Raw genomic sequence first — 12940 nt, 5'->3', positions numbered from 1 at the left:
TTATGAACAAATATTTAAAATATAGTTTATGGACTATTGCCGTTGTAATGGTGGGTTTTGCCGTATATTATTTTGTCGAAAAAGCCAATAATTCAGCGACGCATAAGCAAAAGGAAGAAATTTATACTTGCTCGATGCATCCCGAAATTATCCGAAATGAACCAGGTAATTGCCCCATTTGTGGAATGGTATTGGTGAAAAAAGTGGCTGAAAGCCAACCTGTAGAAGGTCATTCGATTGAGCATTTATTAAAACCTACTGATGGTTTTGTGGTGGGTGATTTTCAAACAACTACTGCTAAAGATACTGTTCTCAATAGCTCCGTAAATTTACCTGGAATTGTAGCTTATGATCCCAATTCGGTTGCGAATATAGCGGCACGAATAAGTGGTAGAATCGAAAAAATGTATGTCCATTACAAATTTCAAAAAGTTTCAAAAGGGCAAAAACTATTCGATTTGTACAGTCCAGAATTAGTAACGGAACAGCAAAATTTTATTTATTTGGTTTCAAATGATTCTGAGAATACCGCCATACTAAAAGCATTAAAGCAAAAATTAGCGCTTTATGGGATGAGTGCCGATCAGATTAATGCTTTGGCTACAGCCAAAAGAATAAATCCAGTAATCTCAATTTACAGTCCAGTGACTGGTATTGTAGATGGCACCGATAGTATGGTCACTACTGGCAATGTTGGCATGCAAAATACAGCCACAACTACTTTGACCCTAAAAGAAGGAGATTATATTACTAAAAACGCGGTGGTTTTTAAATTAGTAAACACGAATAAAGTTTGGGGTGTTTTTAATGTTATCCAAGGGTATAATAGTCTAATAAAAGTCAATCAAGCGATTCAAATTTCATCAGAATTGGATTCAGATGCGATTGTCAGTGCAAAAGTAAATTTTATTGAAACACAACTTGATCCAACAGATAAGACCAATCGCATTCGCGTGTATCTCAATAATGAAAAACTGCAATTCCCTATTGGTTTGCGATTACAAGGGAAAGTAGCAACGAATGCAGTAGAAGGGATTTGGCTTCAAAAACAATCTTTGGTTAGTTTAGGTAACAAAAAAATAGTTTTTATCAAAAAGGGAAATGGTTTTCAAACTGCCGAAATAAAAACGGGTATCGAAATAAATGGCTTTGTACAAATAGTAGGTGGTATTTCAGTTTCGGATATCCTTGCTGATAATGCCCAATATTTGATAGATAGCGGAAGCTTTATAAAAACAAAATAATGATGAAAGAGCTCAAAAAAATCGGTTTTCTATTGCTGGCACTCACCTTGGTTGTGGCCTGCAATACTAAAAATAAAGAGGAACACGAGAAGCATCAATACAAAGAAAGTATTTATTATACGTGTTCGATGGATCCTCAAATAAAAGAAGACAAACCTGGAAAATGCCCCATATGTCATATGGATTTGACTCCAATACAAAAAGACAATGGAGCTTCAAATGAAATTTCATTAAGTGACCAGCAAATGAAGTTAGGCAATATTACTACTGCTATTATTTCTGAGTCACAAAGCAGTTTGCAAGCAGGTTACACTGGCGTTTTGACGATAAATCAAGAGAAAATAAAAAGTGTTTCAGCTCGAGCAATGGGCCGAATCGAAAAATTATATTTTAAGACTGAAGGTGATTATATTCAAAAAAACCAGGCGGTTTACCAACTTTATAGTGAACCTATTGCCATAGCCAAACAAGATTATGTAACCGCTTACAGGCAACTGGCTATGCCAGGAGATTTTGGTAAAAATGCAAAGAATATGCTCGATGCTGCCAAACAAAAACTAGTATTTTATGGACTTTCCAATGCGCAGATTGAATCCATTAAAAAGACGAATGAAGTTTCGCCATATACTACTTTTTATAGTACCTATAGTGGTACCATTTCTGAAATTGTTGCGACCGAAGGTAGTTATGTGATGGAAGGTGCACCTATTGTAAAATTGGCCGATTTAAGTAGTCTTTGGTTAGAAACGCAAGTCAATGTAAATTATGCCAAAAGTTTGCGATTGGGTCAAACAGCTACAATTTCTTTTATGGATTATCCCACAAAGACTATAAAAGCAGCCATTTCTTTTATCAATCCAGAAATTAATCCGGATTCTAGATTGCTGTTAATTAGAATGGAAGTACCCAATCCTAATATGCTTTTAAAACCAGGAATGCAGGCCAATGCACAATTAATACAATCCAATTTAAAAGGAATGTTTATTCCTATTGATGCCGTAATCAGGGATGAAAATGCCACTTTTATTTGGGTCGAAAAAAGCCATGGTGTTTTTGAAAATGTAATGGTTGAAACAGGTGTGGAATCAAATGGGATGATTGAAATCAAATCGGAAATAGATTCTAATAAAAAAGTAGTAATTACTGGCGCGTATGCTATCAATAGCGAATATAAATTTCGAAAAGGAAATGATCCTATGGCGGGAATGAAAATGTAATTAATTAATTGTACTTCAGTATTTTATAAATTAATTTCTATCAAAAGCTTCTTTTTAACGCTTAAAAAGCGGAACTTTGATAGCATGTTGTAAATCAACTTAATAAATGAATATTACTATTAAAAATATGGTTTGTGGCCGTTGTGAAATGGCTGTGAAAGTAGAGTTAGAAAAAATGAAGCTTCCTGTTGTTTCTATAAAATTAGGGGAAGTTAATTTATCCCGTGAATTAACGGATGAGGAAATACATAAACTTAGTATAAATTTGGAAAGATTAGGTTTTGAATTATTGGTAGATAAAATAAGCAAGACCATTGAACAAATTAAAAACTTGATCGTTGAACTGGTGCATTATCAAAAAGATCAATTGAAAGTTAATTTATCGACTTATTTATCTGAATGTTTAAATCAAGATTATAGTGCTTTGAGTAAGTTGTTTTCGGATAATGAAGGCACAACAATTGAACATTATTTTATTGCCCAGAAAATCGAAAAAGCAAAGGAGTTACTAGTTTATGATGAATTAACTTTAAGTGAAATTGCTATAGCACTCAATTATAGTAATGTAGCCCATTTGAGCAATCAATTTAAAAAAGTGACTGGATCTACACCTTCCTATTTTAAAAAAATGAAAGAGAATACCCGAAAACAAATAGACTCTTTATAAATTTTACAAAACACTTCCACAATTGTGTAACAAGATTAATGGGTTTCATTCGGATATTTGTACTATAATATTAAATAGCGAAAAAATGAAACATACATACACAATTACCGGAATGTCCTGCGATGGTTGCCGAACCAAAGTGGAGAAAACACTCAATGGGGTGGAAGGAGTTGAAGCGGTGGTTTCTCTTGATCCACAAGAAGCTGTTATTACAATGGAAAAACACATTCCAACACCCGTTTTGCAAGAAGCATTGTCAGGAGTTGGGAAGTACACTATAGAAATGAGTCATCCTAAAATGACCATGGATAAAACAGTTGAAGAGACTAAAGCTAAAGCGTGTTGTAGTAATGACGCGCATCAACATCATAAAAAGGAAGACAATGCGATTCCAAATACACCAGGTAAATATTATTGCCCCATGCATTGTGAAGGCGATAAAGTATATGATAAAGCGGGAGACTGCCCTGTATGTGGGATGGATTTAGTAAAAGCGCCAGATTTAACTGCTGTAAAAACACAATATACTTGTCCGATGCATCCACAAATCGTGCAGGACGGACCAGGTTCTTGCCCGATTTGTGGTATGGATTTGGTTCCAATGGAACCCACAGCTAGTGAGGAAAATAAAACCTATAATGACTTGGTGCAAAAAATGAAAATTGCACTTCTTTTTACCGTGCCCATTTTCATAATAGCCATGTCAGCCATGATTCCTAACAATCCTTTGATGCAAATCATGGATGTGAAAAGCTGGAATTGGGTGCAGCTAGTTTTGTCTATACCAGTTGTTTTTTATGCGACTTGGATGTTTTTTATTCGCGCTTGGAAATCAGTCGTTACATGGAATCTCAATATGTTTACCCTTATCGGAATTGGTTCTGGAGTCGCTTTCTTGTTTAGTGTTTTTGCCCTTTTTTTTCCAGATGTTTTTCCAGCGGAATTCAAATCCGAAAGCGGAAGTGTTCATTTGTATTTTGAAGCGACAACAGTAATCCTAACATTAGTTTTATTAGGACAATTATTAGAAGCTAGAGCGCACAGTCAAACGAGTGGTGCGATAAAAGAATTATTAAAATTAGCGCCTACAGAAGCTACTTTGGTAGCTGAAGGAGGAGATAAAGTAATATCGATACATGATATTAAAAAAGGAGATTTATTGCGTGTGAAACCTGGTGATAAAATTCCAGTTGATGGGAAAATCACTGATGGCGAAAGTACAATTGATGAGTCAATGATTTCGGGAGAACCTATTCCTGTAGATAAAAAAGTTGATGATGCCGTTGTTGCAGGAACTATTAATGGGAATAAATCATTTGTAATGGTTGCTGAAAAAATTGGTTCAGAAACCTTGCTTTCGCAAATTGTACAAATGGTCAATAATGCCAGTCGATCAAGAGCACCCATCCAAAAATTAGCCGATAGAATTTCGAAGTATTTTGTGCCTATCGTTGTCGCCGTTTCAGTGATTACTTTCTTTGTTTGGGCAAATTTTGGTCCAGAACAAAACGCATTAATCTACGGTTTTATTAATGCGGTTGCCGTTTTAATTATTGCTTGTCCTTGTGCATTGGGTTTAGCAACACCTATGTCAGTAATGGTGGGAGTGGGTAAAGGAGCGCAATCAGGAGTTTTGATAAAAAATGCCGAAGCACTAGAAAACATGAATAAGGTAAATGTTTTAATTACAGATAAAACTGGCACTATTACCGAGGGAAAACCATCGGTAGAAAAAGTTTTTTCATCTAATAATCAAGAGGATGATTTGTTGCAAAATATAGCTTCACTCAATCAATACAGTGAACACCCTTTGGCGCAAGCCGTAGTCAATTTTGCGAAAACGAAAGAAGTTTCATTAATCGAAGTTAAAGATTTTGAAGCTGTTTCCGGAAAAGGAGTAATAGGAACGGTTTCAAATAAAAAAGTAGCATTAGGAAATAAAAAACTAATGGAAGAAGTGAGTGCTTCAGGGTCGGAAGATATAGAAAGCAAAATAATTGCCGAACAAAAACTAGGTAAAACAGTCTCTTATATTTCGGTAGACCAAGTGGTTTTAGGTTATGTGACCATCACAGATGCTATAAAAGCGACAAGTGTGGTGGCAGTAAAAGAACTGATGCGTCAAGGAGTTGCCGTGATTATGTTGACGGGTGATAACGAGAATACAGCTAAGGCTGTGGCCAATGAATTGCAATTGACTTCCTTTATTGCAGGTTGTTTACCGGAGGATAAATTGAAAGAAATTAAGAGATTACAAGCCGAAGGTAAAATTGTAGCGATGGCTGGTGATGGAATTAATGATGCTCCTGCTTTGGCGCAAGCTGATATTGGAATTGCAATGGGAACAGGGACAGATGTGGCGATTGAAAGTGCCAAAATTACTTTGGTAAAAGGGGATTTACAAGGCATAGTAAAAGCGAAGAAACTGAGTCATGCTGTGATGAAAAATATCAATCAAAACTTATTCTTTGCCTTCTTTTACAATGCATTGGGAATACCCATTGCAGCAGGAGTATTGTATCCTTTTTTTGGGATTTTATTGTCTCCCATGATTGCCGCTTTGGCGATGAGTTTTAGTTCGGTTTCGGTAATTGCAAATGCATTGCGATTACGTAGTTTGAAATTGTAATATTAATCTAAAATAGTTGAAATCATGAAAACAATACAAAAAGTTGCACTATTGATTGGTTTGTTTGGCCTGTTTTATTCTTGTCAGTCAACAAACCAGGTTCTTTCAAAATCAGATAAGAGAATGGAGATTATGAATACCATTGCTAACAATGAGATTATGTCCAAAGAAATGATGGGCATACTTATGAATAGCAAAACGGGTAAAATGATGATGGAGGAAAAGAAAAAGGAAATGATGAAAGAAAATCATACTGAAATGATGAAAAGTATGAAAGAAAATCCGGAAATGATGAAAAACATGATGTCAGAGATGATGAAGAATCATCCAGAATCGATGAAAGACAAACATGCTGAAATGATGAAAAACATGAAAGAGAATCCGGAAATGATGAAAAATATGATGTCTGAAATGATGAAAGACATGAAAGAGAATCCGGAAATGATGAAAAGTATGATGTCAAAAATGATGGATTCATCCAAAGGAGATAACGCTATGATGTCTGGAATGTGTAAATCCATGATGGAAAATAAAGAGATGATGGAGATGATGGAGAAAATGAAAAAAGAGAAAAAAATGAACGAAAAACCTAAAAAAGAGGTTGATCATAAATCACATCATTAATAGAGTATAAACCTAAACCTAAAAAGTTATGAATAATCATGGAAATGAAGGAATGCACATGGGATCTTATATGTTTATGGGAATGCATTTTTTTTGGTGGGTCTCCATATTAATTTTTGCACTGGTATTATTAGCGGTAGCTCACAGGTATAGAAAAAGGAAATAATTTAATTTATAAAAGAAAATAATCATGGAATATTACTTTAGTAAAACAATTACTGACAGTTTTGAAAATGCCATTCAGAAAGTAACGGAAGCCTTAAAATCGGAAGGGTTTGGGATACTAACCGAAATTGATTTGAAAGCGACATTAAAGAAGAAATTAGATGTAGATTTTTATAATTACACCATTTTAGGAGCCTGTAATCCACCGTTCGCTTACCAAGCACTGTTAGCAGAAGATAAAATAGGTACTATGTTGCCTTGTAATGTAATTCTTCAGGAGAAAGTAGCGGGTCAGATTGAGGTTTCGGCGGTTGATCCGGCAGCTTCTATGCAAGCGGTAGAAAATGATAAACTTGCAGGAATTGCTACTGAAATAAGAGATCGATTAAAGAAAGTAATTGAGCAATTGTAAGGTTATATTTTGGCACAAATAACAGAAAAGAAATGAAATTTAAATTAAGTTTATTATTAATACTAATTGCTTTTGCCTCAAATGCTCAAAAAGTAGTTCGATATGATTTGTACGTAAGAGATACGATTGTCAATTTTTCAGGAAAAGACAAAAAAGCGATAGCGGTCAACGGACAAATTCCGATGCCAACCCTAACTTTTACAGAGGGTGATATTGCTGAAATTTATGTGCATAACGAACTAGAAGAAGGAACTTCCTTGCATTGGCACGGTTTGTATTTGCCTAATAAAGAGGACGGAGTGCCATTTCTTACCCAAATGCCGATAGCGCCTCACACTACTCATAAATATACATTTCCAATTGTACAAAATGGAACCCATTGGTATCATAGCCATAGTGGTTTGCAAGAGCAAATCGGGATGTATGGGGCTTTAATTTTGAAGAAAAAAACAAGCGATCCTACTTTCAGAAAAGGAATTGATGATTTGCCTACGCTTCCTGTTGTTTTGAGCGAATGGACGGATTACAAACCAGAAAATGTACACCGAATGTTACATAACGCTTCGGATTGGTTTGCCATTAAAAAAGGAACTACACAAAGTTATGCCGAAGCCATTCGAAGCGGACATTTTAAAACCAAATTCAATAACGAGTGGAAACGCATGTTAGCCATGGATGTGAGTGACGTATATTATGATAAATTCTTAATTAATGGATCTAATGAAGCTATGGCTAACGTTTTAAGTAAATCTAAAGGGGGAGACAAAGTACGTATGCGAATTTCAAATGCAGGGGCTTCCTCTTATTTTTGGTTAACTTATGGCGGAGGGAAAATCACGGTCGTTGCCAATGATGGGAATGATGTAGCACCTGTTGAAGTGGATCGCTTAATCATTGGAGTTTCGGAAACCTATGATGTGATAGTGACCATTCCTGCGGATAATACGGCGTATGAATTTTTAGCTACACCTGAGGACCGAACAAAATCAGCTTCATTGTATATAGGCAATGGCATCAAGCAATTAGTTTCACCTTTACCAAAATTGAACTATTTTGAAGGGATGAAGATGATGAATGATATGATGAATGTTGATGGTAGTATGAATGAAATGGGTATGGATATGAGCCTTCAAAAAATGGACATGAATACGGTGATGTACCCAGAAATCACGGGTAGTTCAGCAATGAAAATGGACATGAAGTCGGACAAAATGGATATGAAGGATTCAAAAATGAATCACTCAAAGATGGATCATTCCAAAATGGATATGAAATCAGAAGGAATGGATGGGAATGATTCCAAAATGGATCATTCAAAACATACCATGGGTTCTGATGAAATTGTAACCTTGAATTATGGGATGTTAAAATCACCTACTGTTACTACGCTTCCTAAAGAGGCTCCTGTACGAGAATTGCATTTTGAATTAACAGGAAACATGAATAGGTATTTGTGGAGTATGGATAATAAAGTGCTATCGGAATCGGATAAAATTTTAATCAAAAAAGGAGAAAACGTTCGAATTGTAATGCATAATAATTCCATGATGCGTCATCCAATGCATTTACATGGTCATGATTTTAGAGTATTGAATGGACAAGGAGCATATGCGCCATTAAAAAACGTGTTGGATATTATGCCTATGGAAACAGATACGATTGAGTTCAATGCGAATGCGGATGGTGATTGGTTTTTTCATTGTCATATCTTGTATCATATGATGGCGGGAATGAACCGGGTTTTTAGTTATGAAAATTCGGCACCAAACCCACTTTTACCAAATAAAGATTGGGCTTATAAAAAATTACAATCTGAAAGCAACGGACTTCATCTTATGGCTGAAAATGATTTTGCTACCAATGGGAATGATGGTAAAGCGATGGCGCAAAATGCAAGATGGAGTTTTGGTACTGAATGGCGTTTGGGGTACATGGACGAACACGGTTATGAAACCGAAACACATATTGGTAGATACATCGGGAAAAATCAATGGTTAATGCCGTTTATAGGTTTTGACTGGCGTTATAGAAAGTTTGGAATGAACGAAGTAGAAAAAAATGTTTTTGGTCAAAAGAATACAAAAGACAATCGTTCGGTAATCAGTTTAGGGGTTAATTATACCTTGCCACTTTTAGTTATTGCACAAGCTGAGGTTTTTAGTGATGGCAATGTTCGTTTGCAATTAATGCGAGAAGACATTCCAGTGTCTAAAAGATTGCGAATGGCGCTTATGGTCAATACCGATAAAGAATACATGGCGGGATTAAAATATATTGTAGGTAAAAATATTGGAATAACGACCCATTATGACAGTGATATGGGTGTAGGTTTTGGAGTGAATGTGAATTATTAAATCTATTGAGAAGTAATTTTTAAAAAAAGTATAGGCAGATATTGTATTGCTAAATACCGACAACTAGTATTCATTAATTAAAAAGCCAGCTTACTACCTAAGCTGGCTTTTTAATAAGCTTAAAATAAGGTTGTTGTGTGTAGTACATTCACAAAACATGTGAATTATATAATCATTATAACGAATTGTATGACACTTCTGAAAAGGGATAGGGTTATTTTTGTTTAACTGGAATATGTTTATTTCGGACCATCATTTAAATTAGTATTATGAAAAACCCCTCAGCACCAAAGAAAATTACCTGGATTATAGGATTGATTTTTGGTATCCTTGGAATAATCGGGCATTTTGCAGCTGTTCCGTTTTTAACAGAACACAATTACACGCTATTGCTTTTTGGTTTCATTGTTTTTGCTGTAGGAACCACTTTCAAAGAAGTTTAAATAATTTGGAATAATGCCCCTAAATTTTACTTATAAATAGCTACTCATTGAATTAGTGGTGGTTTGATTCATGAGGCTACTATTGCAGGATAAGAAAAGCAGTGCATTTGTTTAGCGCACAATTTTTACAATTTAACACAAGTATTAATATAATAAATATATAATTATGTCAGGAAAAAATAAAAAACAATTTGGAGTTTGGATGGATTCACATCAGGCAACTATTGTAGGGAGAGAAAATGTAGATTCAGGTAAGTTCGTTGTTTTAGGTCACGAAAATGTTGAAGATCAATTTGTACATACAAGCGAAAACGCATCAAACAATGCAGAAAGAGATATGCTTCATAAATTATTCAAAAACATCACTGCTCATATGCAAAATGTTGATGAACTGCATGTGACTGGAACTGGAATTTCTCAGGAACAATTTATTAATTACTTGAATGAGACTCCGCAATATAAAAATGTGGAGGCTAAAGAAAGTACTTCTATTAAGATGAGTGACGACAGTTTAATTGAATATATGGCTGCTCAATTCAACTAATCAGTTTTAAACACAAATATAACAGATTAGTCTGTTTACATAAATGCCCTCAAATAGTCAGATACTATTTGGGGGCATTTTTTATATAACGAAAAGGCAATTATCGATTTTAAATTTCGACATGTAGCCGCTGTTTTAAAGTAGAGCGAACTAATGAAGTTGTGTCTTTACTTTAAAAGTAAGAATTTACATTTAAAAAAAAACTTTGTAATTCTTTTTTACGGTAAGTGCTAATTCTGAGTTAATTATAATTTGTAAATAAAAAAAAAGGAGTTTTCACTAGCCCGTTTTGGAATTTGGCTTGGTGCATCTCAAAAATAGTGCTACTTTTGCACCCGAAATACGAATGCAAGGCCCGTTCGTCTATCGGTTAGGACGCATGGTTTTCATCCATGTAAGAGCGGTTCGATTCCGCTACGGGCTACAATATTTTACATATAAGGATTTCAGTATTTTTTGAAAATAGAATTTGCTTTTTGAATGTGTAAATTAATTCAATTTCCCTCCTAGAAACAAAAAGTAAGCCTCGAAAACTAACCCTTTCGAGGCTTTTTTTGTTGTTTGTGGTGGCTGTACTTTTTTGTAGATTTGATAAAAATAAAGTAGTTATGCTTCAACTTTCTGAAATCTGGATTTATCCTGTAAAATCATTAGGAGGAATTCCCCTTCAAGAATCTAATGTTACACATCGTGGACTTGAACACGATCGCCGCTGGATGTTGGTAGATGAAGAAGGTATTTTTCTATCGCAAAGAACCACTCCTGAATTAGCCCTTTTCCAAACTGAAATTGAAGGCGAGTTTTTAATTATTACTCACAAAGAAAATATAACTAATAAAATAAAAGTACCAATTACTCCTGCTCTTCAAGAAGGCAGGGAGAATATAAAAACGGTACTTTGGGAAGATGCAATTGATGCGTATGAAGTAGATAAAAAATTATCGGATTGGTTTTCTAAAATTTTAAAATGCTCTGTTCGATTGGTTTATATGCCTGATGAAAGTCACCGAAAAGTAGATCCTGATTATGCCATTACAGCGAATGATATCAATTCGTTTTCGGATGGATTTCCTTTTTTAATCATTGGGCAGTCGTCTTTAGATGATCTGAATTCCCGATTGAAAGAAGCAGTGCCTATGAAAAGATTTCGCCCCAATTTTGTGTTCACTGGAGGACAAGAATACGAAGAAGAAACTTGGAGCAAATTCACCATTGGAAATTTTCCTTTTTATGGAGTTAAACCATGCGGAAGATGTGTAATGGTTACTGTAGATCCCGAAAAAGGAATTGTAGCCGGAAAAGAGCCTTTATTGACCTTGTCTAAATATAAAAGAGTAGGTAATAATGTAATTTTTGGTCAAAATTTGATTGCACAGCAGGAGGGAAGTGTCCATGTTGGCGCTATTATAGAGGTGTCTAAAAAAGGAGTTGTTTAAAGTTGCTTAAGATACTCATAAAAATACAAATGCCATGAAGTACTCATGGCATTTTTTATATCCAATTGAGCCATTATACATGGCATGATTGCATTATTGTTATGAAGAAAATGACAAGATGAATTTTAAATTAGAATGCTAAAAGCAATGAAATCAATCTTTTTTATGGTGTTGTTCGGTTTGATATGGTTTGTTGTGAATCCTATTTTCGCAAACGTTGATTCCGTTTGACATTCCTATCATAAATGCGGTTAGGAATAGCATGATTTTTCTTTTTGCCCAAAGAATAGGGTGCTTGGATTGTTCCAAACGAGATTGGTTTTTGTGTTTATACATGGTGTAAATGATAAATGATTGAGACATTAGGTATCATTGTTATGCAAGGGATTGCATAAATGCGTAGAAAGATTTTTCTAGGCTATGTATAAAATGGTATAAGAGTTGGTTGAAGTAATTTTCTTGTTTAAAAAGAGATATTGCTTGATAAATGAACTTACTTTTTGAAACAGTTGTGTTCTTAATTTAAATAGAACAGGAATTGTAAGACTGTAGCTTGTTGCAAACTGAAGATATTTAAAAGGAATCGAAATCGCTGTTTTCACAACGCTTACTTGATTGAAAACGTATGATTTAGAACGGGAAATATTCCATTCGTTACTTACAATTGCGTTGGAATACTGGTAATGTTCAACCGAATTAGATTGAGAATTTAAAACGCCATCATTCACCATCAAACCAAAAGCCAGAAGAAGGGATAGGAAGTATTTTAAATGTTTTGTCAATTGAGAATGGTTTAGTTTTAAAATCAAAAGTACAAAAGTTGCAACTTGTTAAATTTTTATCTTACACTAAAATTACATTCCCTCTTTTTTAGCGGAGCCAATTAAAGAAAGGTCAATAAGTTCTAGAGATTGAACCATGTTCTTTACTGTTTCCTTGTATTTTTTAAAATGCAAAGTTTCTATATGGGATTGGTATGCATCAGTGTCAGCATATATTTCAAGAATAGTGATGTCAGTAGGATTGTTTTTGTCAGCAACAGCGGTATAGCTCAATACGCCTGGCTCTAAACGAATTGCGGTATTCATTTGTTCTTTTAGTGCAGTGTTGTACTTTTCTAATTGTGAAGGGTCAATTTTTAATTTTGCAAACCGAACCATTTGAGTTTTCTCTTGTGCCATAATTGAATTGCTAAATAACAGTGT

14 protein-coding genes and 1 tRNA gene are annotated in these 12940 nt (G+C 34.7%); 12 read left to right on the top strand and 3 right to left on the bottom strand.

Annotated elements, in window-relative coordinates; all coding sequences use genetic code 11:
* The first annotated feature begins 2 nt into the window (after positions 1-2).
* From AB3G36_RS01405 to AB3G36_RS01350, 12 genes are all read left to right on the top strand, one after another.
* Complete coding sequence (locus AB3G36_RS01405; RefSeq protein WP_367755273.1) at positions 3-1244, top strand: efflux RND transporter periplasmic adaptor subunit; 1242 nt, start codon at positions 3-5, stop codon at positions 1242-1244.
* Positions 1244-2461, top strand: coding sequence for an efflux RND transporter periplasmic adaptor subunit (locus AB3G36_RS01400; RefSeq protein ID WP_367755271.1), 1218 nt, complete (start codon positions 1244-1246; stop codon positions 2459-2461). Before AB3G36_RS01405 ends, AB3G36_RS01400 begins: the two co-directional genes overlap by 1 nt.
* A 106-nt stretch (positions 2462-2567) precedes the next feature.
* Complete coding sequence (locus AB3G36_RS01395) at positions 2568-3128, top strand: helix-turn-helix domain-containing protein (RefSeq protein ID WP_367755269.1); 561 nt, start codon at positions 2568-2570, stop codon at positions 3126-3128.
* Positions 3129-3213: 85 nt separating this feature from the next.
* Positions 3214-5757 carry a heavy metal translocating P-type ATPase gene (locus tag AB3G36_RS01390; protein WP_367755267.1) on the top strand — a complete coding sequence of 848 codons (2544 nt, stop codon included), beginning with the start codon at positions 3214-3216 and terminating at the stop codon, positions 5755-5757.
* Positions 5758-5781: 24 nt separating this feature from the next.
* Positions 5782-6381, top strand: coding sequence for a membrane or secreted protein (locus AB3G36_RS01385; protein WP_367755265.1), 600 nt, complete (start codon positions 5782-5784; stop codon positions 6379-6381).
* Positions 6382-6409: 28 nt separating this feature from the next.
* A complete protein-coding gene (locus AB3G36_RS01380; RefSeq protein ID WP_367755263.1) occupies positions 6410-6547 on the top strand; it encodes a hypothetical protein in 138 nt (45 codons plus the stop codon).
* Between the two features lie 24 nt (positions 6548-6571).
* Positions 6572-6958, top strand: a complete 387-nt coding sequence (locus AB3G36_RS01375) for a DUF302 domain-containing protein (RefSeq protein ID WP_367755261.1) — start codon at positions 6572-6574, stop codon at positions 6956-6958.
* Between the two features lie 32 nt (positions 6959-6990).
* Positions 6991-9312: a multicopper oxidase domain-containing protein gene (locus AB3G36_RS01370; RefSeq protein ID WP_367755259.1), complete on the top strand. Its 2322-nt coding sequence runs from the start codon at positions 6991-6993 to the stop codon at positions 9310-9312.
* Between the two features lie 269 nt (positions 9313-9581).
* On the top strand, positions 9582-9755 hold the full coding sequence (locus AB3G36_RS01365; protein ID WP_367755257.1) for a hypothetical protein: 174 nt from the start codon (positions 9582-9584) through the stop codon (positions 9753-9755).
* 166 nt (positions 9756-9921) lie between these two features.
* Positions 9922-10299 (top strand): hypothetical protein, encoded by a 378-nt coding sequence (locus tag AB3G36_RS01360; protein WP_367755255.1) that lies wholly within the window; start codon positions 9922-9924, stop codon positions 10297-10299.
* Positions 10300-10651: 352 nt separating this feature from the next.
* Positions 10652-10723: transfer RNA gene (locus tag AB3G36_RS01355), tRNA-Glu, on the top strand.
* A gap of 184 nt (positions 10724-10907) precedes the next feature.
* On the top strand, positions 10908-11735 hold the full coding sequence (locus AB3G36_RS01350; protein ID WP_367755253.1) for an MOSC domain-containing protein: 828 nt from the start codon (positions 10908-10910) through the stop codon (positions 11733-11735).
* A gap of 153 nt (positions 11736-11888) precedes the next feature.
* On the opposite strand, the gene AB3G36_RS01345 is transcribed toward AB3G36_RS01350, so the two are convergent.
* The 3 genes from AB3G36_RS01345 to AB3G36_RS01335 all read right to left on the bottom strand — a co-directional run bounded on the left by AB3G36_RS01345 (position 11889) and on the right by AB3G36_RS01335 (position 12916).
* Complete coding sequence (locus tag AB3G36_RS01345; RefSeq protein ID WP_367755251.1) at positions 11889-12098, bottom strand: hypothetical protein; 210 nt, start codon at positions 12096-12098, stop codon at positions 11889-11891.
* Between the two features lie 50 nt (positions 12099-12148).
* Positions 12149-12517: a hypothetical protein gene (locus AB3G36_RS01340; RefSeq protein WP_367755249.1), complete on the bottom strand. Its 369-nt coding sequence runs from the start codon at positions 12515-12517 to the stop codon at positions 12149-12151.
* Positions 12518-12589: 72 nt separating this feature from the next.
* Positions 12590-12916 carry a putative quinol monooxygenase gene (locus tag AB3G36_RS01335; RefSeq protein ID WP_367755247.1) on the bottom strand — a complete coding sequence of 109 codons (327 nt, stop codon included), beginning with the start codon at positions 12914-12916 and terminating at the stop codon, positions 12590-12592.
* Positions 12917-12940: the final 24 nt, after the last annotated feature.

This window comes from Flavobacterium sp. WC2430, assembly GCF_040822075.1.
Lineage (GTDB): Bacteria > Bacteroidota > Bacteroidia > Flavobacteriales > Flavobacteriaceae > Flavobacterium.
Note: the sequence above shows the minus strand (reverse complement) of the source record. Positions and strands in the feature narration are given on the sequence as shown.